The following is a 19,624-nucleotide window of genomic DNA, read 5'->3' as shown; positions in this document are numbered from 1 at the left end:
CACTTTTTTGATGTTCTCTTTACTTTTATCGTATCCCTTAATGTAGAATCCATTTGTTTCCGATCACTCCGCATACAAAACTTCCTTGAGGTTTGGATAACCTTCCTCGGCAAGGGAGTCATACAGCCATTGTTTTGATTTCCCAACATATTCTAAAATCCCTTCATTTATTTTACCCTCGTCCACAAACAAAAAGTTTATCGATTCATTTTTTGCCTGCAGATTCAACATGTCCGGCGTTACCTCTTTATACTTGGCATATTTTTTTAAACTAATTGTTCCACCTGGTTCTAAAAACAGATCACAAACTTCGCTCAATGAAAAAACACCTTGTTGGCGAAGCATCACGCGAAGCTGTTCCATCTCCAGGTGATTCTTATTTAATTCGTCTATATTGAATTCGCCGTCTTGAATTAAAATGGAGGTCTCGCCTTTTAAAAGTTTCCTTATTTTATCATTCTTTTGAGTCGTTTTTTCGATAATATACAGCATGATTCCCCATACAGCCACCGCAAACCAGACATGCAAAGGGTTTACTTTATCATCATATATGCTTTCCTCCAAAATCCCGCCTAGCACAATGGAATAAATAAAGTCAAAGGGAGTTAACTGAGACATTTCTTTTTTTCCCCAAGATACGAGTAATCAACAATAATGCAATTAAGCCAAAAAATAGTTTTGAAGCTATTTCTATATACATCATCCTACTGATCCTCCAGTCCTAAGGTCGTTATACATCCCTTTCCCCTAAACTTCATCTTTTAATCAAAAAAACACCCGGACAAAAGCCCAGGTGCCAGTAGATTATAATTTTTTCATAAGATTGGCCATTTCAATGGCGCCTGCGGCAGATTCCCAGCCTTTGTTGCCGGCTTTTGTGCCAGCACGTTCAATGGCCTGTTCAATGGAATCCGTGGTCAAAACCCCGAAAATGACCGGGATATTGGCTTGGTCGCTGGCCCGTGAAACGCCTTTTGCCACTTCACTGCAGACATAGTCGAAATGAGGCGTCGCACCTCTGATGACTGTGCCAAGAGTAATGACGGCGTCATAGTTCCCGCTCATCGCCATCTTTTTGGCCACCAGGGGAATTTCAAAAGCTCCCGGTACCCAGGCGATCGAGACGTCATCTTCTCCAACGCCATGGCGTTTTAATGCGTCTTCTGCTCCGCTCAATAGTTTGCTGGTGATAAATTCATTAAAGCGTCCGACCACAATGCCGATCCGCAACCCTTCACCGTTTAAATATCCTTCAAAATGAACAGTCATTTTTCCATCTCCTCTATTGAATTAATACGCTGATGTATGCTGGTTTTTCTGCTGATACGCAACCAAATCCTTGATTGTCAACACCCCAAGGTTGAGCCGTTCTGCCACTTTCTCCAAATCATCCACACGTGCCATCCTGCCGTCTGGGTTCATGATTTCGCAGATGACCCCTGCCGGAGCAGATCCCGCAAGCTTCGCCAAATCGACAGCTGCTTCCGTATGGCCTGCCCGTTCAAGCACGCCGCCATCTTTCGCAATCAATGGAAAAATGTGGCCCGGACGTTTAAAGTCTGCAGCCTTCGCTTCTTGCTTGATCAGGCTGGTGATGGTGTGGGAACGCTCAAAAGCGCTGATACCCGTGGTTGTATCTCTATGGTCAATGCTGATGGTGAAGGCGGTGCCGAATTCATCTGTATTTTGATCAGTCATCAAGCCAAACTCCAATCGCTGGGCGATGGAACCGGCAATCGGGACACAAATTAATCCTCGCCCTTCCGTCGCCATCAAATTGACAATCTCAGGCGAAGCAAACTCTGCTAATGCGATAAAATCGCCTTCGTTTTCTCTGTCTTCATCATCGATTACAATAACTGCTTTTCCAGCCTTTAAATCTTCGACGGCTTTTTCTACAGTGTAGAACATCATTTCAGCATCTCCCTTTAAAATCCATTTTCCGCAAGCCAGCTTCTGCTGATTTTCGGTTCTGCGGTTTGAACTCGTTCGGTATACTTCGCCAAGAGATCACACTCAATATTGACCTTATCGCCAATCCCTTTTTCGCCTAATAACGAATCCTCCCGTGTGGTCGGGATGAGGGAAATGGCCACCGCATTGTGGCCAAGTTTAAAAATCGTCAATGAAGTCCCATCAACTGCTATCGAACCCTTCAGCATCATGTATTTCATCAGCTGAGGATCGAGTTCAATTGTTTTGGTGACAGCATTGGCTTCTTTCTTCACTGAACGGATCACGCCGACGCCATCGATATGGCCGCTGACGAAATGGCCGCCAAAGCGGCCGGTGGCTGGCATGGCACGCTCGAGATTTACGCGCGCTCCTGTTTTTAATTCCTTCATTGTTGAAGACTTGACCGTTTCTGGAATGACATCGACTGTGAACGTTTGAGCATCGAAGGAAGAAACAGTCAAACACACTCCGTTTATGGAAATACTGTCTCCACGCTTCATGTCCTCCAAAATCAGCACACAGGAAATCGTCAGTTCCATAGCCTGCGGTTTTGCGCGGACTTGCGCAACGCGGCCGACTTCTTCGACTATACCTGTAAACATTTAGGCACACTCCTCCATTCCGGTCGCCGGAGCAGATTTAATTCGTTTTCGTACAAGTAGTTGGGTGCTTTCCACCATGGGGCGTATGGGTGGTGAGGAAAGGATGGCGCTGAAGGTTGTTTGCATGTGCCTTGCTTCTTTAACAAGATGGCCGGTTTCCCAACAATTTTGGGTACCTTTAAAAAGCCCGGTTTCCACGGAGGAAAAGAGCAGCATTAAAGATCGGTGTGTTGCATTTCCAGAGACGGGTCCCTGTTCAGGTATTTTGGTCATACAAATTCCTCCTTTCAATTTCAAACGATTGAAAAGAAGAGGCACATAACGAAACCGATCTCTGAATTCTTCTCCCATCCAGACTGTAACTGTCGGTGCCGGAATTTCACCAGCTCCACCGCTTAAGCGCTTTAAACATAGTGGCCTATGCCTGCATTCGCTTAACCGGGTCACGGACTTGCAGTTCCCTGCTCACCGCCGGTAAGGAATTTCACCTTGCCCCGAAGAATTAGATTCGTAGTTTCGTCCCTTTCATAGTAGCATAGAAAGAAACTGAACTATAGAAGTTATAAGAAATTGGCCTTTGGGAGCAGGGCAGTTTGCTTTTCATATGCCATATTCCACCGGTACCAATCGGTAAATTGTTTCAAAAAACCCAAACTACCTATAGTTTTTTGAAATCTTATCACCAACAAATCATGCTGTAGAAAGGATGGTTTTAACATGGCCCACCACCAAATTGTCAAAGGCCTTAAAGTCGATGCGGAAACACGTTGTTTGCATTATCATTCTCCAATCGACCGGATTGCCATTAAGTTTTTTTGCTGCCAGGAATACTTTCCCTGCTTTGAATGCCATCAAGCGGAAGGTTGCGGCAAGCATGAGGTTTGGCCCAAAGACCGTTTCGATGAAAAGGCGGTGCTATGCGGAACGTGCGGACATGAACTGTCGGTCGAAGACTATCTAGCCTGCGCTTCAACCTGCCCTTCCTGTTCATCGCCATTCAATCCAGGCTGCAATTTGCATAAACACCTATACTTCGGATAAGGAGCTGAAAGGAGTGCATTTTCCAGTTGAAAATAAAAGAGCGAAAGCATTTCTGCTTTCACTCTTTTTCATTTAAATATAGGGACATTACATGCTGTTCGCCTTTGGTCCGCATAATCCGTCTGCCTGTATCTTTGAATCCGGCTTTTTGGTAAAGGCGTTGAGCCGGAAGATTACGGGCATTGACGCCTAGTACCACTTCATCAAAGCCCGGAAATTCCGTCTTCATAAATTCAGGAAGCGCATAAATGGAACCTGTAGCGATGCCTCTGCCTTGGAATTTAGGATTCACCGAAAATCCTCTCAGCAACAAGGCTTTCGGATTATCCGAATACTTTTTCCGATCTTCTGATTCATCCAGTTCAAAAAAACCCGCGTCTTCGCCTCGTGCCTTTATGATGATGAAATGTTTCGATCGGTCTTTTGCATCTTTTTCTACAATTTCCTTAGGCAGACGTGTAAATTCCAATTGATCTGATGGCAAATCGTAATCAATCGAAACTCCTGAAGAATAGCGGTGCAATGTAACTTCTCTTTTCTTAATCACGTGAAGCGGCCTCCTTATTTACATTCGCTGTCCATCCACTATTTTAAAAACAGACGAATAACGGGTTCGCTGAATCCTATATGCCGACTTTAGCTGTTTCCTTTTTCCAATGTCACGACAACAATTTCCGGCAAATTGAAAATGCGCACGGGAAACGTGCTATTGCCCAGCCCTCGGCTTACAACCATTTGTGACTGGTCCACTTCAAAGATACCTTCCGTCACTTTCGGAAACCAGCCTTGACCTGGTGCAATCAAGCCGCCAATCCCGGGTATACGGACCTGGCCGCCATGGGCATGTCCGGAAAAGACCAAATCCACACCGTAATCGGCATAAATCGGCAGGTATTCCGGTCGATGTGCCAGCAGAAGTGTGAAATCTTCTGTAAGCCGAGCAGTTGCAAGGCTTTGCTCTGTAACTTCTTCTTCATGAATGTCCGGCACCATCAATGGATCATCGATTCCTGCAATTTGGACCGACTCTCCGTCTTTCACCCATTCAACCGAATCATTTTCCAGGACTGTCACACCACGTTCCTGCAGGGCCCCTAAAATTTCATCGACTTTATTGGAGGCCACTTCATGGTTTCCGGTAACGTAATAAACTTCACTCATTTCTATCAGGGCATCCACTAACACTAGACTGGAATCCAAGTCGTAGCGGTTGCTGTCAACGAGGTCTCCAGTCAAAAAGATGGCATCCGGATTGGCCGCCTTTACCTTTTCAATCAAGGATGATTGGTTTTTTCCGAATGTGGCGTCGTGCAGATCCGACACCTGAACAATTCTCGATCCATCAAAGGCTTGCGGCAGTTCTTGGGAGGCTACTGTATACTCTGTTGTTTGCACCCAGTGGTTGCTGCCCCAAAATAAGCCCCATACTAATAATATGAGCAGTAAAAATACTGCGAGTTTCTTCATAAAACTTAACCTCTATTCGATTCTGTTTAAGTCGATTGTGTCTGCGCAGCCCACTAATCTGTTCTTTCTTCTCTGGCTTAATTAACGGCAGATCCTGATAATCCACGTTTCAGGCTTACTTATGCCGCCGTTTTTTTCCGGTTCGGCAACTTCAAATTTCCGAAGTTCAGCAACTTTTATAAGTATTGCATAGGAATGGAAATCCCCATAAAAGATACGCGCTCTCCATTGTCGCATTTTTTCAGTCCCGGCGTCCACTTGCGCGCGTGAAGCAGCTGATCAAACTTTGGTTTTCGCTTTATTTTTCCAAGCAGCCCAGCTGCCTAAAACAATCAATCCTATAATGGCCAGTAAAGCAAGTCCAATCGCTCCAACAAATTCGCTGAGACGGGGATTTCCGGTTAACCAAGCTGCTGCATATCCAGGCAGTTTCATTGGGGAAATCGTCCAATTTGCTCCCAGCAATCCATCCGCCAACTGAACGAGCAGGTATACCGCAAATGCTGCAGCCGCTGCCAGTCCACCATTTGGCAAAATAGCGCTGGCAGCCAGTGTAAGTGTAAGAATCAGCAAAATCCAGATGCTGTAGGATCCCACCATTTGAAGAAGAGCGCTAAATTCAAGCTCTTCAAAAAACAATAACGTATAGTAATACCCAGCTAAAAATCCAAGCCACAGACTGATTAGAGAGATGGCTGCTGCCATTGTCCATTTACTTAAAAAATAGGACAGAAAAGACAACGGACGGACGTACAGCAAAGTCGCTGTTCCGCTTTTCCGCTCCCCAGCGATTGTTCCCATATAAGCCAAAATCAGCACAACTATACCGATTGTTTGGAATTGTTCCATGACAGCCATTAAAATCTGAGCAGGAGATGGGGTGGGAAATTCAAATACCGCCCCTTCGGGTAAACCTCCGGATGCCTCTAAAATCTGAGGCATAAAGTAATTCACGACAGGCTCAGTGATACCCAGCAGAATAAAAACACAAGGGATCCAGAAAATTTTATAATTCCGCACATTTTCTCGCCATTCTTTTTGCAATAAAATACCGAACTGCTTCATTGGCCAGCAACCACCTTCAAAAAGATTTCTTCCAAAGAAGCTGTTTGAAATTCCACTCCTAAGATATCCTGTTTTTCTGAAGATAAGGTGTAGAGCACCTGTTGCATGCCGGGTCCTTCTTCATCGACAGAGAGATAAACAGAATCTGCTGAAACGTACGTTTTCCAAGGATGTTCCTCCGCAAACTTCATAGCCTCGGCAGGATTGTGGAACCGGATCCGGATGCGGAGATTGGCATGCCGGCTTTTGACTTCGTCCAATGATCCATGTTCGATTAAGCGTCCGTCTTTCATAAACAGCAGTTGATCTGTCATTTCTTCTGCATCGTTCAAAATGTGGGTAGAATACAAAATTGTCGTGTCTTGCTGCAGTGATTTCAGTAAATCCATGATTTCCCGGCGGCCGGTGGGATCAAGTGCTGAAATCGGTTCATCCAACAAAAGAAGTTTAGGGTCATGGACAATCGCTTGCGCCAAGCCCAATCGCTGTTTCATCCCACCGGAAAAAGCACCGATATTTTTGCGCATGGCTCCTTCAAGCCCGACAAATTCCAATGTACGCATTGCCTGCAGCCTTGCTTTCTTTGTATCGACTCCACTTAATCTGGCAGCCATCTCAGTGAATTCCAACGCTGTCAGCCACGGGAAAAATTGCGGATACTGTGGCAGAAAGCCGACTGTCAGACCATCGGCCAAACTGATTGTACCGCTCGAAGGAGATAATAAATCGGCCAACATGGACAGCGTTGTCGTCTTGCCTGCACCATTGGGTCCAATCAAAGCCGTCGCTGTACCTTTTTCCAACCCGAAAGAAAGATTTTCCACTGCAAGTTCCTGTCCATACTGCTTTGTTAGATTGTTGACTTCCATTAAGCTCAATAATTTCTCCTCCCGACAACAAAATATACAATTGGCCCAATAATATTAACGATGACAATAATGATGCCCCACATCCATTTTGGACCGTTTGGATTTGGGTTTTTGATTAAATCCACTAAAGCGAAAATCATCAAGCCGATTTGAATGACAAATATCGGCAGTAAAGCCAAAAGCATTGTTGTTTGGTCCATGTTTTTTCTCCTCATATTCGTATTGATAAAAACAACTTTTCATGATGAATTCCGTTTGCTGATGTTGGTTTTATTGAAAACACGAAAAAACCGAAGCTGGTAATCGTTCGGTCTTTTCCTTTTATTCTACATCATGATCTTGGTTACTCCATCAATTTCCTGCAATTTCTTGACTAAATTGATTTCATTGCTGATTTTGCTTTCGCTGACTGTGAAATTATAGGTAGAAAAGCTGTTACCGCCATATGATACGGCATTTTCAATCTGGAATTCATGGATGTCTATTTTTGATTCTTCAAAAACGGCAACCAACTCTGAAAACAGGTTTTCCCGATCTTCAGCTGTTACCGCAACATTCTTCTGCAGCCGATTTTTAAAAAACTTGTTTTCGATATGATACAGGACATACAAAGTCAGTAAGACAATAACCGTGGCCAGCACTGCTGAATAGTACATTCCTGCGCCAATGGTCAATCCAATGCCCGATGCCACCCAGACAGAAGCAGCAGTCGTCAGCCCTCTGACAGACCCCCGATGGACGATAATGGTGCCCGCTCCCAGGAAACCGATGCCACTGATGACATAGGAAGGAATCCGGGCAGGGTCAAAACGGATTGCACTGTTGTCGCTGTTGAGAAAGGAATCGAAGCCGGTTATCGACAAAATCATCATCAGACATGAACCAATCCCGACCAATAAATGTGTCCGAAGTCCCGCTGGCTGGTTTTTCGCTTCCCTTTCAATGCCAATCAAGCCACTAAAAAAAGCTGCAGCCAGCAAACGGGTCACAATCTCCATATAATCTGTCGGCAGCAAGTTCATCATATCCCTCCTGACTTGTCAGACAGAGCTGGGGCATGAACTCCCTTTTCGGCTTACCACTTCATCTTTGAAAAGAGATCGATTAAAAACAGCTTCTCGGCTCTTCCGATGTTCCATTTTTCCAGCTCTTCGATTACACCTTTTTTTGTTCCGTAACCTTTCACAAAACCGTTCAGCCGTGCGGCAAAAGTTGAATCTCTCAGCAGTTCTTGGTCCTGATACAGCCCTGACAATTGTTCCAAAGCCTTGGGATATCGTTTCAAATAATATTTTTGATGGCGTTCTTCAGCTGTGGTGAACTCAGTAAAAGGTGAAATTTCCGTCTCGACCGTCTCCCTCAACTGACCTTCCATTTCTTTTTTGGCTTCGGCAATTAGTCTGTGCTGCTGTTCTGTATGGTAATGAAGCAATGAAATATACTGTCTTCCTTTATAATTGTCCCTATTCGGGTAATGGTTTTGCCAAAATTCTTTAAGTACCTCCGTATAGCTGATGATGGAAGGATCAAATTCAATTTGGACGGTTTCTGTATGGTCACCTATTTCCCGGTATGTAGGCGAGGCTGTGTGGCCGCCTGCAAAACCGACACGGGTGCGTATAACTCCAGGCAAACTGCCGAATCGGGCTTCCGGCCCCCAGAAGCAACCCATTCCAAAAGTGGCCAGCTCCAACTGTCCCCCGTTTTGATAAAGGCCTTTTTCGATTGTTTCAATGTCCATTGGCTGAGCACCCACCCTTCTGGTTCTTCTGCCGCTGCACAAGAAAGCGCAGAGCAAATACTATACAGTCGTTAGTTACATCCTTTAAAATCAATGTAACAAGACCTATTCGAAAATGCATGGCATACGTACTCAAATAAGAGAACAATAGCAAAAGAAAGCGGGGATACGCGATGAAAAGCCAAAGAAAGGAAATCATTTCTTACTTTAAGCAAATGGACCGCAGCTTTTTCATGGACTCCAATAAAGACCTGGCCGTATTTGACCAAGCCCTGCCTATTGGATTTGAACAAACGATTTCACAGCCGTCTCTGGTTCTCGAAATGACGCTGGCGCTTGATCTTCATCCAGAACAGAAAGTTTTAGAGCTGGGCACAGGGTCAGGTTTTCAGACTGCTCTGCTTGCCGCTTTCTCAGAATCCGTCTATACCATCGAACGAATCGAAGAACTGCATGCTCGCGCAAAAGAACGGTTGGCCCAATTGAACTTCCAAAATATCCATTTTAAATTGGGGGATGGCAGTGAAGGTTGGAAAGAGTTCGCTCCCTATGACCGGATTATGGTGACAGCTGCCGCTGCAGAAGTGCCAAAAGAGCTCCTGGAACAATTGGAAATCGGCGGGAAAATGGTCATTCCTGTCGGAAGTTCTTTCAGCCAGGAATTGCGGTTGATTGAAAAAGATGACCAGGGCAAAACCCACACAACGCTACTGAACGAAGTGTTATTCGTTCCTTTAAAAGGCAAATATGAAAAATAAAAAATGCGTTTCACATCGAGTTCTTTCATGTGAAGCGCTTCTTTATCCTATCCATTCATTGCGTCGACTCTATTCTCTGCTGCCATTCGACTTTACTGGCGTATTGGGTGTTCTATAAAGCAAAAATATCCCTAAGGCCAGTATGACTACTGCTGTTATATTCCATACAAGGTCATAGGGCAACAACTCCACCCCATAGCGAATTTGATGGAGCTCCAATAATTTGTGGTGGACAATACCGTCATAAAGCTGAAAGGCTCCAGCACCGATCAGCATTCCCCCTAGCCAGCGCTTGGGCCACCAGGCTTTGCGGCGCTGAAGATCAGCAAGGAGAAATAAGGAAGCTACGGTCGCAAACCAGCTGAAGGCGTGAAAAAAACCATCTGATACCAATCCGGCATCGCTTGTAGACTTATCGTAAAAATGGTGCCAATGCAGTAATTGGTGAAAGACCGTTTCATCAATGAAAGCCACCAATCCGACTCCAAACAGGAAGCCTGACCAAACGTTTCTTTTGGCATGGACTCTCCGGTTTTTTTCCTTTGTGTAGTCAGTGGTTTTGACTGTAGTTGAAGGCATGGAATCCTCCTTTCTCATTAAATCGGCTTTTTGAGAACTCATAAGCATAGATTTCAGCTTTTTCCAAATAATACCCTTATTCTGTAGGCCTAAAACAATCACCGCAATAAGAAAACCAAAATCATGAGCCAATAAGACCAAAAAATCTACACTCTTTATATCAGCTTGTCACACAATCAAATTCAGCGTAATTCCGCTATTGCTATCCGATTTCTTTAATAAATCTGATGAATCCCGTATAATGAAACCAATTAACCGCCAGGGCCAACTCGGTCTTACCTACGATTAAAAGGAGAGCAGATTATGCCAAATGAAAAAACAATCCACACTGAAGTCGGCAGTTATATTTCCACTTTGCTGCGTGATCATTTTGGAAAAGGCCCAACATCAGTCTTCGTAACAGTCAAGCCTCCTTTTATTACCATACATCTTCGTGGATTTTTGGCTCCCACTGAAAAGATCCTAATGAAGCAGCAAGAGCACCGAAGAGTGTTGGAAACACGTGACCTTCTGATGAATCAACTGGTCTCCGATATCAAATTGGAATTATGGAAGATCGGCAAAATCGATATTGAAGATGTCTATGCAGACTGGAATTTAGATGATCAAACAGGCATGATTTTGGCGATTATGCCTGATAAGACGCCTGCAGCTGATTTTGAATGGGATTCGGACATTCAAGTGGAGAATATTCGTGAGGAAGTCATGGAAGCCAGCCGTAAAGCACAAAAAACACCTGAGTCCACTGAACTGTATTGGTTGAATAAGCGAACATTATTAATTGAGCGCTCGGGAATTTTTGTGGAAATCGAAAAAGAGCTGATCAAAGGCGGCTTTATTGAAGAATTGAAATTGGTTAAGCGGCCGTTGGAACGCCGATTGATTTTGCAGACCCAGATTGAAGCCATCTTAGGGCAACCCATTATGGAGGTATTCCTTGACTGGAATTTCATAACGGATAAAGGGTATATTGTGCTGTTGCTGGAAACGCCTAAATAAAAAAAGCCAGCTGTTCAGCCGGCTTTGCTGACTAGAGACAAACTCGAAGGGTTCGAGCTGTCTATAGTCTTTTTTTATAAGGAGCCTGACCAGCTGGCACAGCAACTTTGGCTCTCTAAAAATTATTTCTAGCTGCTGATGGTTTGAGCTGATTGGCAATAGGGGCAAAATTCATAAGAGTTTTTTTCTTCCAGCTGCTCAATATATTCGACCTCATCCGTAAATTCTCTTTTTTCCACAGGTGTTTCTAAGAAACCACAACGATCGCCGGCAAATTGCCGTTGGTGAATCTGCTTTTTCTTATGGTCAATGAAATAATACATACCATTCATTCCTTTCTTTTTCAGAAATAGAAAAAGCCGAAAAGAACCCCCTTTTTCAAAGGATTCTTTTCGGCTTTTATATCAGCTCTATTGTCTGAAATATTTAACCATCATATGAAATTACCAAATGTGTAAGTAAGCAATAGAATGGGCAGAGAAATTGTGTGCAAAGTCGGAAACACTATTTGTTTTCCAAGTGTTTTTATTATACTAGGCTTCTTATCCAAGGTAAAGTTATCAGCATATTCAATTGAGTGTAAATTCAGAAATCCGTTTTATTTGTTGCCTTTTCCGGATAGGTCTTCGAATTCTTTAGCGATTCTTTCCAATGCTTCTTGAATGAGCGGCCGCGGGGAAGGCGTACAGATTCGTTGATAGAATTCCCCTTCTTCACCAAACATACTGCCGTCTTCCAATAAAACATTGGCTTTATTGTAGATGCGGTCGTGAATTTCTTTCGCTGAAATGCCATAGCCGCTGAAATCCAGCCACATGATGTACGTGCCTTCCGGAATGGCCACTTTCACTTCAGGCATCTTTTCAGCTAAAAACTCCTTGATATATGCCATTGTCCCATCGACATAGTCTTTCAACTGCTCAAGCCAATCTTCACCTTCGTTGTAAACCGCAATCAAAGCGGAGATGGCGAATGGAGACGCTAATTGCATGCCCATTTCAGTAGCGAATTTAGTCCGCAGCTCTTCATCGGAAATAATGACGTTGGTGCAGTGCAGTCCCGCTACATTGAATGTTTTATTGATGGCGGTACAGGTGATGATATGGTCCGTATGGTCAGCTATTTTTGCCATCGGAATAAATTCCTTGCCACGGCGCAGCAAGTCTCCGTGGATTTCATCCGCTACAATCAATACATTATTTTCATGGCAGATGGCCGCCATTTTTTTCAACTCTTCTTCATTAAACAGTCTGCCTGTAGGATTATGTGGATTGCAGAGAATAAACATTGTCGTATGGTCATCATTTGCTTTGGCTTCAAAATCCTCGAAATCGATGGAATAATAGCCATCAGCTTCTTGTTTCAATGCGTTATTGACTACTTTCCGGCCGTTTCCTTCAATCACCGAAGTGAACGGAGGATAAACAGGACGTTGGATGATGATGCCGTCTTCCACATTTGTAAATGCCTTAACCGCAATATTCAACGCGTGCACAGTTCCCGGACTATAGACGATTTGTTCTTTTTCGACTTTCCAGCCATGCCGTTTCTTCAGCCAGGATTGGATGGCCTCAAAGTATTCATCCGGAAAGACAGAGTAACCGTAGATTCGATGATCTACTGTTTTATGCAATGCCTCCACCAATGGCTGGGGAACCGGCAAATCCATATCAGCGGTGAACAACGGAATGGTGTCTTCGTCATATCTTTCTGTAAGCCCGAATTGTTTGATCAGCTCTCCTCCATCCCACTTCATGGAATAAGTGCCTCTTCTGTTGACGATTTCATCAAAATTATACTTCATGCGAAACTCCCTTTCCTCTGGACATTGTGCTTTATCTTCACTTTCATTATCAAAGAAAGACTGGAACCATTGCAACCAATCAGGCTTTTGGCCCTTTCGCAAATCCGCTTGCCTGCTTAAAACTCCATTTTCAATTTACCGTCTTCCAACACCAGCTTGGCGTTGAACTTTTTGCCATTTTTTGAAACAAAACCTTTAATGACCGGCGTCTTGCCTTTCGTGCATAGATATTCAATCTGTTTAGCGGTCAATCGTTTCTTCAGGAAAATTGCTGGAAACGATTGCTTGCATCCATTGGCGTGTTCCGTGCAGTTGTAAGAGCCTCTTCTCGAGACGATCATGCCTGTTTTGCATCTTGGGCAAGGGGCAATTTCGTCTTTGGCGTTCGGCATCGCCAGCTGTGCCGGCAACCCGTTTTTCTGCATTTGCCCTGGCACTTCATCAAGCAATTTCTGGATAAATTTGCCGATGGTGGCCAGAAAAACTTCAGCTGACCCTTCGCCTCTGCCGATTTTCTTTAAATACGTCTCCCATTTCGCAGTCATCGACGGACTGGACAATAAATTTCCTTCAATAGACTGGCATAGGATTCGACCTTTTTCCGTAATTGAAACGATATTTTTAGAGACCGAAATATATTCATGCCGCTTGATCGTTTCAATGATTCCGCTTCTTGTCGCTTCCGTTCCCAACCCTTCAATTTCTTTAAGGATCTCCGTATCTTCGACATCCTCTACAAATTTTCCGCAAGTTTTCATCATGGCAATCAATTGGCCTTCTGTATAAGGCTTTGGCGGCATTGTCATGCCTTCTTTTATATCAACTTTGCTTTTCACCCGTTCCTGTTCCCTCAGTTCGGGCAAAGACGGTTCTGCCTTTGCTTCTTTGGCAGGAGGGAAAAGCTCTTTCCACCCTTTTTCGAGTTCGGTTTTGCCGGTTGTGAAAAATGCCAGCCCTTTAACATCCGTTGTCACTTTTGTTTCAGCATAGCGGTAATCTTTATGGAACATCGCTAACGTCGTCCGCAGAACTTCTTCATACAGATTGCGTTCGTCTTTCGCCAATCCTTCCAGTTTTCTGGCTGTCGGTATGGTTTTCGTTGGAATGATGGCATAATGCTCCTGGACTTTGGAGCTGTCCACAAAACGCTTTTTCGGTGCTTTGGAGGCGATCGGAAAAGGCATATCAATCAGCTTCTGATACTTTTCAACTTGCCCTGCCAAATAGCTGAACTCGCCCGGCGTAATATGCTGGGTATCGGTTCTTGGGTAACTGACAAGTTTTTTTTCGTATAGGCCCTGCATGACAGACAATACCTTCGCCGGACTGTATTTCCACTTCCGGTTGGCTGCTGCCTGCAACGTTGATAAAGAATGGAGCTGTGGCGGCGGTGTACGCTTTTCCGTGGTTTTCACCTGTGTGACAACGCCTTCTTCTTTTGCAGCAATCGTATGTTTAGCCAAAAGCTCTTCCGCTTCTTTCCGTTCTTTGGCCCGCAACTTCGCCTTGCCTTTGTAGCGGCCTTTTTCGGCATCGAATACACCTTCAATTTCATAGAAAGGCTCCGGCACAAATGCTTCAATTTCTTTTTCCCGCTGATAGATCAGAAATACAGTCGGCGTCTGGACACGCCCAATCGCAAATACTTCACGTATTCCTTTTTCCTGAAGCAATAAGGAATACAGGCGGGATCCGTTCATCCCCACCAGCCAATCACTGATCTGACGCGCTTTGGCTTCCTGGTACAATAGCAGGTCCTGCTGGTTATCGCGCAATTCCTGGAAACCTTTCCGTACTTCATCAGCTTCCAGCGAGTTGATCCACAATCGTTTAATCTTTTTATTTTTTGCACCCGTCTGGTAGTAGATGCTATAGAATATATTGGATCCTTCCCGGTCAACATCACAAGCGTTGATGACCGTATCGGTTTGAAAAATTAATTTTTTGATGATGCCAAATTGCTGGGCTTTGCCTCTTGCCACTTGAAACTGGTAGGTATCCGGCAAAATCGGCAACGCAGCCAGCGACCATCTGGCCCATTTCGGATCATAGGCCTTCGGTTCTTTCAGTTCCACAAGGTGTCCGATTCCCCAAGTGATATAGGCGCCTTCCGGAAAAATCGCATCGGGAGCGACTTCAATATAGCCATCGCGTTTCACGCTCTTGAACGCTTCGGCATAGGCTTTGGCCTGGCTTGGTTTTTCAGCGACTATCACTGGTTTCATGCACTTCTTCCTCCCCTTCGGTCTTATTCTTATTGTACTGCTTCAGCCAAAGAATAAAAGCAAAAAGACAATTCCATGCAAATTGGGGTATAGTAGGTTCTAACAGAAAGAACACATTGAAAAAGGAGTCGTTCACTATGACTAACAAAACTGCTTTACTGGCAGGTGCAAGCGGACTGGTCGGTAACGAATTGCTCCATATCCTTTTAGACAGCCCTCATTACAAAGAAGTGAAAATTCTGGTTCGCCGTCCACTGGACATAACCCATGAAAAATTAGAACAAGTGGCCACAGATTTTGATAGCCTGGACGACTATGCCCATCACTTTGATGTGGATGATGTCTATTGCTGCCTTGGCACCACCATTAAAAAAGCAGGTTCACAGGATGCATTCAAAAAAGTCGATTATGAGTATCCATTGAAGATGGCTGAATTGGCAAAGTCACAGCAGGTGAAGAACTTTCTGATCATTACGGCTTTAGGAGCGGATGCGGAGTCAAAAGTCTTCTACAGCCGCACCAAGGGACAACTTCAAGTGCGTTTGAAGAAAATCGGTTTGACTGCTCTTCATATTTTCCAGCCTTCTTTATTGCTCGGCGATCGCCAGGAATTCCGCTTAGGCGAAAAAGCCGCAACTGTCTTAAGCCCCGCCATCAGCAAATTGTTGATAGGGAAAATGAAGAAATACAAACCTGTCGAAGCAAGGGACGTCGCGCTCGCTATGTATGAAGTGGCTCAAATCGAACGGACCGGCAATTATACCTATCCATCGGACCGAATCGAGAAAATAAGTTCCAAAAGCATCGACTGATCGAAAAAGAGAGGACGCCTTTAAAGGGCGCCCTCTCTTTTGCATTACAGGATATCTGTCCAAATTTTAATGGCTGTGCCTAAAATCAGCAAGGCCAAAATCCACTGTAGATACTTGGTGTTCATTTTTTGTCCCAGCTTCGCTCCAAGGGGTGCTGCGAGTATGCTTGCAACAATCATGACAGCTGCCGGTCCATAAAGGATCTGATCCGTAACGATTTTGCCGACTGTCGAACCAATGGATGACAAAAACGTAATCGCAAGCGACGTCGCAATTGTCATTCGAGTTGGAATTTTTAAGACAACAAGCATGATAGGCACAAGGATGAAGGCCCCAGCCGCCCCCACAATTCCAGCGGCAATACCGACGATAAACGCCAATCCTGCTGCCAGCCATTTATTGAAAGACACTTGGTCAAGCGGGATGTCATCGACGCCTTTTTTCGGCATGAACATCATCACGACTGCAATGGTGGCCAATCCTGCATAGACAATATTGATGGCCTGCTCAGACAGCAAAGTCGAACCATAGCCGCCGATGAAACTGCCCACTAAAATGGCGCCCCCCATATAAGCGATTAAGGTTTTATTTAAATAACCGCTGCCACGGTAGGCCCAAACCCCCGCAATGGTCGCGAAAAAGACTTGGATGGCACTGATGCCCGAAACTTCGTGTGCGCTGAATGCAGTAAAGCCCAGCATCACCGGTATATAGAGCAGCATCGGATACTTGATGATCGAACCGCCGATTCCTACCATTCCGGAGATGAAGGAACCTACAAAACCAATGAGAAAAATGACAATCATAAAGTCCAGACTCATTTCTTTTCACCTCTCTAAAAGGGAAAAGGACATCATGGCGATGCCCTTTAATCCGGCTCTTAGCCTTTCTTGATCCAGAATGTAAAGACATCGCCATTTTCCTGCGAATCCAGCAGCTCATGTCCACCTGATTTTGCCCATGCAACCAGATCCGCCTTTGCGCCTTTGTCGGTTGCCAGGATTTCAAGAACCTGCCCACTTTCCATTTCCTTCATTTCTTTTCTTGTTTTTACGATCGGCATCGGGCATGCCAGCCCTTTTGCGTCTAATACTTTATCTGCGTTCATCAAAATCTCTCCTTTTGGGTTTTATTTAATGTTAAGTTTCTTTCTCTATAAGATTCGGTGCTTAGCTGCCACTTGAATATGAAGCAAAGCAACACAGGCCACCAGGCAAGCCAGCTGTTTTGCGGAATATCGATTGCCATAAATCGTTGCTTAACGAACTGCACAACGGTTTGGCCCGATTTCCATTTCACGCTGTACTTCTTCGTCAGGAGTAATCTTTCCCATATTCGTTTTGCGGATGTCCTGATAAGCATTTGGTTGCGGCGGCAAGTTCAAGGTAACCATATCTCGAAATTCTTGCTCATCTGCGATATTCAAGCCGTGGTTTTCCTTGAACAGATCGCCCAGTTTTTTAGCGACACTGCCATCTTCGTTCAATTCTTCGATGATCATGAAATGAGCAGGCAATACAATGAGCTCATCCGCCAATTTCTGATAACGTGTGTATAATGATTCCCTTAAATCTCCAACCCAGTCGTCAGCCAAGCCGGCAAGGTCCGGTCTGCCGATAGAGTCGATGAATAAAATATCACCTGTCATCAAATATTGTTGGTCTACGATGAATGATGTAGATCCAATCGTGTGCCCCGGTGAATACAACGCTTCAATTTCAATTTTCGAGCTTCCGATTGCCACTTCCAAGCCATTCTCCAAAGCTGTGTAGTCGAACACTACTTCTTCTGCATCTTTAGGCGGCAAATAATAGCTTGCCCCTGTTGCTGCTGCAATTGCACGGCCACCGGAAATATGATCCGCATGCAAATGTGTATCGAATACATGTTTGATCGTTGCGCCTTTTTCCTGCGCGAAGTCCAAGAAGATATCTGCCATGCGGGTTGCATCGATAACGGCTGCCTCGCCTTCAGAGATGGCCATATAAGACAGACATCCCTTGCCAAGACGAACAAATTGGTACAATTCTCCGCCACCCTGCAAGTCACCGACTTTCACTGGTTCCAGGTGCTCACTCCAGGCTTTCATTCCGCCTTCAAGATAGGCCACGTCGATGCCTTCCTCTGACAGCATTTCTGCTACCATGACGGAAGAGCCTTCTTTTGCACAGACTACCAGGATATCTCTATCTGTCGGCAATTCTGAAACCACTTCTTCGACGCCGTCCAATAGATCGAAATAAGGAGTATTCAAATACTGAACATTGCGGCCTTCAATTTTCCAATCTGCAAAGGCATCTCCATTTCTTACATCCAAAATAAAAAATGGCTCGTTATTCACTATCTTTTTTGCTGCTTCACTTGCTTTCATCGCTTTTACAGTCATATTAGAATTACCTCCAGGGGTATATATTTTTCTAAATTTTTTTACTCTGTCTTCCCTGTCCAGTTGCTCATACCAGGTACTACATTGTATAAAGTGCCAAAACCATTTTTGGCCATCATATCTCCTGCAATGCCGCTTCTTCTGCCTGAATGGCAAATGATATAAATTGCATCTTCTTTGGCTAATTCATCCATTCGTGCTTCAACTTCGCCTAGAGGGATATGGATTGCTCCCGGAATATGGGCTTCTTCAAATTCATCTTTTTCACGGACATCCAAAATTGTCATGTGCTCATCAGCTTCCACCTTTTGAGTGAAATCAGCCAGTGAAATTTCTGGAATAGTGATGGTTTCTTCCGGAGCTCCTGCTCCATCCTTGCGAAGGAAATGATGTAAGACATCCCCTTCGGTTTCAGTGCCGATATATTGATGGCCTGAACTCTTTGCCCATGCTTGCAGATCAGCTGTTGAACCTTTATCTGTTGCAAGGATTTCCAATACTTTTCCTGAATCCATCGTCTTCATCATCTTTTTTGTTTTCACGATCGGCATCGGGCATGCCAGCCCTTTTGCATCTAATATTAAATCAGTTTGTACCATTTATATTCCTCCTTGGAAATTTGCCTGTTCTTCAGCAGGCGTTTAGTTTGTTTCGCCATTCCAATCCAGCATTCCGCCATCCATATTGGTCACTTTATAACCATGGTTTTCAAGGAAATTGGTGGCTTGTCCGCTGCGTCCGCCTGAGCGGCAAACCATGATGTATTCTTTCGATTTATCGAGCTCATTCATCCGAAATTCCAGTAAGCCCAAAGGAATATTGATAGCGCCTGGAATCTTCCCGGCTGCAACTTCATTGGTTTCCCGAACATCAATCAAATTGATTGTTTGTTTGCTTTCCACTAATTCCCGAACTTGCTGAGTTGTCATTGTTTTCATTATAATTTCTCCTTTATGCGCGGTAGCTACTCATACCGCCTCTAATATTTGTGATGGTGGTGAATCCGTTCTTCTTCAATAATTGGCTGGCTTTGCTGCTGCGCATACCGCTTTGGCAAATGACCAGTACTTCTTTTTCTTTTGACAGTTCATTCATCCGTTTTGGCAACTCATTTAATGGGATGTTCTTAAAACCCTTAATGTGGTTCCCTTTGAACTCTCCCGGTGTCCGAACATCGATATACTGCTTATCTTTCTTGCCAAGCTGCGTTTTCATTTCTTCTGTAGATATCGACTGAATTCCTTTAGCCGGTGAAGTAAATCGGTAAGCTATCCAAAGAGCTGCCGCTCCAATTAGAACCCATAGTATCCATTCCATGCT

At 44.5% G+C, this 19,624-nt stretch carries 25 protein-coding genes, 1 pseudogene and 1 riboswitch; of the genes and pseudogenes, 4 read left to right on the top strand and 22 right to left on the bottom strand.

Translation table 11 applies throughout. The features are described from left to right. Window positions 1-63: 63 nt before the first annotated feature. The 5 genes and pseudogenes from QMA01_RS10000 to QMA01_RS09980 form a co-directional block, all read right to left on the bottom strand. Window positions 64-618, bottom strand: coding sequence for a DUF421 domain-containing protein (locus QMA01_RS10000; protein ID WP_290214894.1), 555 nt, complete (start codon window positions 616-618; stop codon window positions 64-66). Between the two features lie 186 nt (window positions 619-804). Continuing rightward, window positions 805-1,269 (bottom strand): 6,7-dimethyl-8-ribityllumazine synthase, encoded by a 465-nt coding sequence (gene ribH / locus QMA01_RS09995; protein ID WP_191714958.1) that lies wholly within the window; start codon window positions 1,267-1,269, stop codon window positions 805-807. 39 nt (window positions 1,270-1,308) lie between these two features. Beyond that, window positions 1,309-1,911: pseudogene (ribB, locus tag QMA01_RS09990) on the bottom strand (3,4-dihydroxy-2-butanone-4-phosphate synthase); the annotation flags it as partial. A gap of 17 nt (window positions 1,912-1,928) precedes the next feature. Further along, window positions 1,929-2,558 carry a riboflavin synthase gene (ribE, locus tag QMA01_RS09985; protein WP_290214893.1) on the bottom strand — a complete coding sequence of 210 codons (630 nt, stop codon included), beginning with the start codon at window positions 2,556-2,558 and terminating at the stop codon, window positions 1,929-1,931. After that, entirely contained in the window at window positions 2,559-2,831 is a 273-nt protein-coding gene (locus QMA01_RS09980; protein ID WP_290214892.1) for a hypothetical protein, read from the bottom strand. 62 nt (window positions 2,832-2,893) lie between these two features. Next, a riboswitch (FMN riboswitch) is annotated at window positions 2,894-3,064 on the bottom strand. Between the two features lie 211 nt (window positions 3,065-3,275). On the opposite strand from QMA01_RS09980, the gene QMA01_RS09975 reads away from it, so the two are divergent. Beyond that, the gene (locus QMA01_RS09975) at window positions 3,276-3,599 is read left to right on the top strand and encodes a CHY zinc finger protein (protein ID WP_191714955.1); all 324 of its coding nucleotides are present in this window, start codon (window positions 3,276-3,278) and stop codon (window positions 3,597-3,599) included. 58 nt (window positions 3,600-3,657) lie between these two features. On the opposite strand, the gene QMA01_RS09970 is transcribed toward QMA01_RS09975, so the two are convergent. The 7 genes from QMA01_RS09970 to msrA all read right to left on the bottom strand — a co-directional run bounded on the left by QMA01_RS09970 (window position 3,658) and on the right by msrA (window position 8,741). Further along, the gene (locus tag QMA01_RS09970) at window positions 3,658-4,146 is read right to left on the bottom strand and encodes a GNAT family N-acetyltransferase (protein ID WP_191714954.1); all 489 of its coding nucleotides are present in this window, start codon (window positions 4,144-4,146) and stop codon (window positions 3,658-3,660) included. A gap of 89 nt (window positions 4,147-4,235) precedes the next feature. Next, complete coding sequence (locus QMA01_RS09965; protein WP_191714953.1) at window positions 4,236-5,066, bottom strand: metallophosphoesterase; 831 nt, start codon at window positions 5,064-5,066, stop codon at window positions 4,236-4,238. 279 nt (window positions 5,067-5,345) lie between these two features. Next, a complete protein-coding gene (locus QMA01_RS09960) occupies window positions 5,346-6,131 on the bottom strand; it encodes an ABC transporter permease subunit (protein WP_290214891.1) in 786 nt (261 codons plus the stop codon). Beyond that, window positions 6,128-7,009 carry an ABC transporter ATP-binding protein gene (locus QMA01_RS09955; RefSeq protein ID WP_290214890.1) on the bottom strand — a complete coding sequence of 294 codons (882 nt, stop codon included), beginning with the start codon at window positions 7,007-7,009 and terminating at the stop codon, window positions 6,128-6,130. Before QMA01_RS09955 ends, QMA01_RS09960 begins: the two co-directional genes overlap by 4 nt. Continuing rightward, entirely contained in the window at window positions 7,006-7,200 is a 195-nt protein-coding gene (locus QMA01_RS09950; protein ID WP_290214889.1) for a PLDc N-terminal domain-containing protein, read from the bottom strand. Before QMA01_RS09950 ends, QMA01_RS09955 begins: the two co-directional genes overlap by 4 nt. Window positions 7,201-7,326: 126 nt before the next feature. Then, window positions 7,327-8,025, bottom strand: coding sequence for an MgtC/SapB family protein (locus QMA01_RS09945; RefSeq protein ID WP_290214888.1), 699 nt, complete (start codon window positions 8,023-8,025; stop codon window positions 7,327-7,329). A 50-nt stretch (window positions 8,026-8,075) separates the two neighbouring features. Next, entirely contained in the window at window positions 8,076-8,741 is a 666-nt protein-coding gene (gene msrA / locus QMA01_RS09940) for a peptide-methionine (S)-S-oxide reductase MsrA (RefSeq protein ID WP_290214887.1), read from the bottom strand. Between the two features lie 173 nt (window positions 8,742-8,914). Between msrA and QMA01_RS09935 the strand changes: the two genes are divergently transcribed. Beyond that, window positions 8,915-9,499, top strand: a complete 585-nt coding sequence (locus QMA01_RS09935; RefSeq protein ID WP_290214886.1) for a protein-L-isoaspartate(D-aspartate) O-methyltransferase — start codon at window positions 8,915-8,917, stop codon at window positions 9,497-9,499. Between the two features lie 69 nt (window positions 9,500-9,568). On the opposite strand, the gene QMA01_RS09930 is transcribed toward QMA01_RS09935, so the two are convergent. Then, window positions 9,569-10,078, bottom strand: a complete 510-nt coding sequence (locus QMA01_RS09930; protein WP_290214885.1) for a DUF2243 domain-containing protein — start codon at window positions 10,076-10,078, stop codon at window positions 9,569-9,571. Window positions 10,079-10,381: 303 nt separating this feature from the next. Between QMA01_RS09930 and QMA01_RS09925 the strand changes: the two genes are divergently transcribed. Beyond that, window positions 10,382-11,077, top strand: a complete 696-nt coding sequence (locus QMA01_RS09925; protein ID WP_290214884.1) for a Na-translocating system protein MpsC family protein — start codon at window positions 10,382-10,384, stop codon at window positions 11,075-11,077. Window positions 11,078-11,205: 128 nt separating this feature from the next. Here QMA01_RS09925 and QMA01_RS09920 read toward each other — a convergent pair whose 3' ends face one another. From QMA01_RS09920 to QMA01_RS09910, 3 genes are all read right to left on the bottom strand, one after another. After that, on the bottom strand, window positions 11,206-11,400 hold the full coding sequence (locus QMA01_RS09920) for a hypothetical protein (protein WP_290214883.1): 195 nt from the start codon (window positions 11,398-11,400) through the stop codon (window positions 11,206-11,208). Between the two features lie 275 nt (window positions 11,401-11,675). After that, window positions 11,676-12,881: a MalY/PatB family protein gene (locus tag QMA01_RS09915; RefSeq protein WP_290214882.1), complete on the bottom strand. Its 1,206-nt coding sequence runs from the start codon at window positions 12,879-12,881 to the stop codon at window positions 11,676-11,678. A 116-nt stretch (window positions 12,882-12,997) separates the two neighbouring features. Continuing rightward, entirely contained in the window at window positions 12,998-15,106 is a 2,109-nt protein-coding gene (locus tag QMA01_RS09910) for a type IA DNA topoisomerase (RefSeq protein ID WP_290183867.1), read from the bottom strand. A 137-nt stretch (window positions 15,107-15,243) separates the two neighbouring features. On the opposite strand from QMA01_RS09910, the gene QMA01_RS09905 reads away from it, so the two are divergent. Then, complete coding sequence (locus QMA01_RS09905) at window positions 15,244-15,918, top strand: NAD(P)H-binding protein (protein WP_290214881.1); 675 nt, start codon at window positions 15,244-15,246, stop codon at window positions 15,916-15,918. A 44-nt stretch (window positions 15,919-15,962) separates the two neighbouring features. On the opposite strand, the gene QMA01_RS09900 is transcribed toward QMA01_RS09905, so the two are convergent. The 6 genes from QMA01_RS09900 to QMA01_RS09875 form a co-directional block, all read right to left on the bottom strand. Next, window positions 15,963-16,739 carry a sulfite exporter TauE/SafE family protein gene (locus tag QMA01_RS09900; RefSeq protein WP_191714940.1) on the bottom strand — a complete coding sequence of 259 codons (777 nt, stop codon included), beginning with the start codon at window positions 16,737-16,739 and terminating at the stop codon, window positions 15,963-15,965. Window positions 16,740-16,798: 59 nt separating this feature from the next. Further along, the gene (locus QMA01_RS09895; RefSeq protein ID WP_203338855.1) at window positions 16,799-17,026 is read right to left on the bottom strand and encodes a sulfurtransferase TusA family protein; all 228 of its coding nucleotides are present in this window, start codon (window positions 17,024-17,026) and stop codon (window positions 16,799-16,801) included. A gap of 150 nt (window positions 17,027-17,176) precedes the next feature. Beyond that, a complete protein-coding gene (locus QMA01_RS09890) occupies window positions 17,177-18,304 on the bottom strand; it encodes an MBL fold metallo-hydrolase (protein ID WP_290214880.1) in 1,128 nt (375 codons plus the stop codon). Between the two features lie 41 nt (window positions 18,305-18,345). Then, a complete protein-coding gene (locus QMA01_RS09885) occupies window positions 18,346-18,903 on the bottom strand; it encodes a sulfurtransferase TusA family protein (protein WP_290214879.1) in 558 nt (185 codons plus the stop codon). 42 nt (window positions 18,904-18,945) lie between these two features. Continuing rightward, window positions 18,946-19,242: a rhodanese-like domain-containing protein gene (locus QMA01_RS09880; RefSeq protein ID WP_203338852.1), complete on the bottom strand. Its 297-nt coding sequence runs from the start codon at window positions 19,240-19,242 to the stop codon at window positions 18,946-18,948. A 13-nt stretch (window positions 19,243-19,255) separates the two neighbouring features. After that, window positions 19,256-19,621 carry a rhodanese-like domain-containing protein gene (locus QMA01_RS09875; protein WP_203338851.1) on the bottom strand — a complete coding sequence of 122 codons (366 nt, stop codon included), beginning with the start codon at window positions 19,619-19,621 and terminating at the stop codon, window positions 19,256-19,258. Between the last annotated feature and the right edge of the window lie 3 nt (window positions 19,622-19,624).

This window comes from Planococcus notacanthi (assembly GCF_030407825.1).
Classification (GTDB): Bacteria; Bacillota; Bacilli; order Bacillales_A; family Planococcaceae; genus Planococcus; species Planococcus notacanthi.
Note: the sequence above shows the minus strand (reverse complement) of the source record. Positions and strands in the feature narration are given on the sequence as shown.

What these genes read in the sequence shown, in the direction of transcription:
- QMA01_RS09965 (WP_191714953.1), bottom strand. Translation starts at nt 5,066, where the DNA reads ATGAAGAAACTCGCAGTATTTTTACTGCTCATATTATTAGTATGGGGC.
- QMA01_RS09925 (WP_290214884.1), top strand. Translation starts at nt 10,382, where the DNA reads ATGCCAAATGAAAAAACAATCCACACTGAAGTCGGCAGTTATATTTCC.
- QMA01_RS09885 (WP_290214879.1), bottom strand. Translation starts at nt 18,903, where the DNA reads ATGGTACAAACTGATTTAATATTAGATGCAAAAGGGCTGGCATGCCCG.
- QMA01_RS09915 (WP_290214882.1), bottom strand. Translation starts at nt 12,881, where the DNA reads ATGAAGTATAATTTTGATGAAATCGTCAACAGAAGAGGCACTTATTCC.
- QMA01_RS09945 (WP_290214888.1), bottom strand. Translation starts at nt 8,025, where the DNA reads ATGATGAACTTGCTGCCGACAGATTATATGGAGATTGTGACCCGTTTG.
- QMA01_RS09980 (WP_290214892.1), bottom strand. Translation starts at nt 2,831, where the DNA reads ATGACCAAAATACCTGAACAGGGACCCGTCTCTGGAAATGCAACACAC.
- QMA01_RS09895 (WP_203338855.1), bottom strand. Translation starts at nt 17,026, where the DNA reads ATGAACGCAGATAAAGTATTAGACGCAAAAGGGCTGGCATGCCCGATG.
- QMA01_RS09920 (WP_290214883.1), bottom strand. Translation starts at nt 11,400, where the DNA reads ATGTATTATTTCATTGACCATAAGAAAAAGCAGATTCACCAACGGCAA.
- QMA01_RS10000 (WP_290214894.1), bottom strand. Translation starts at nt 618, where the DNA reads ATGTCTCAGTTAACTCCCTTTGACTTTATTTATTCCATTGTGCTAGGC.
- ribE (WP_290214893.1), bottom strand. Translation starts at nt 2,558, where the DNA reads ATGTTTACAGGTATAGTCGAAGAAGTCGGCCGCGTTGCGCAAGTCCGC.
- QMA01_RS09975 (WP_191714955.1), top strand. Translation starts at nt 3,276, where the DNA reads ATGGCCCACCACCAAATTGTCAAAGGCCTTAAAGTCGATGCGGAAACA.
- ribH (WP_191714958.1), bottom strand. Translation starts at nt 1,269, where the DNA reads ATGACTGTTCATTTTGAAGGATATTTAAACGGTGAAGGGTTGCGGATC.
- QMA01_RS09960 (WP_290214891.1), bottom strand. Translation starts at nt 6,131, where the DNA reads ATGAAGCAGTTCGGTATTTTATTGCAAAAAGAATGGCGAGAAAATGTG.
- msrA (WP_290214887.1), bottom strand. Translation starts at nt 8,741, where the DNA reads ATGGACATTGAAACAATCGAAAAAGGCCTTTATCAAAACGGGGGACAG.
- QMA01_RS09910 (WP_290183867.1), bottom strand. Translation starts at nt 15,106, where the DNA reads ATGAAACCAGTGATAGTCGCTGAAAAACCAAGCCAGGCCAAAGCCTAT.
- QMA01_RS09935 (WP_290214886.1), top strand. Translation starts at nt 8,915, where the DNA reads ATGAAAAGCCAAAGAAAGGAAATCATTTCTTACTTTAAGCAAATGGAC.
- QMA01_RS09890 (WP_290214880.1), bottom strand. Translation starts at nt 18,304, where the DNA reads ATGACTGTAAAAGCGATGAAAGCAAGTGAAGCAGCAAAAAAGATAGTG.
- QMA01_RS09905 (WP_290214881.1), top strand. Translation starts at nt 15,244, where the DNA reads ATGACTAACAAAACTGCTTTACTGGCAGGTGCAAGCGGACTGGTCGGT.
- QMA01_RS09900 (WP_191714940.1), bottom strand. Translation starts at nt 16,739, where the DNA reads ATGAGTCTGGACTTTATGATTGTCATTTTTCTCATTGGTTTTGTAGGT.
- QMA01_RS09950 (WP_290214889.1), bottom strand. Translation starts at nt 7,200, where the DNA reads ATGGACCAAACAACAATGCTTTTGGCTTTACTGCCGATATTTGTCATT.
- QMA01_RS09930 (WP_290214885.1), bottom strand. Translation starts at nt 10,078, where the DNA reads ATGCCTTCAACTACAGTCAAAACCACTGACTACACAAAGGAAAAAAAC.
- QMA01_RS09880 (WP_203338852.1), bottom strand. Translation starts at nt 19,242, where the DNA reads ATGAAAACAATGACAACTCAGCAAGTTCGGGAATTAGTGGAAAGCAAA.
- QMA01_RS09875 (WP_203338851.1), bottom strand. Translation starts at nt 19,621, where the DNA reads ATGGAATGGATACTATGGGTTCTAATTGGAGCGGCAGCTCTTTGGATA.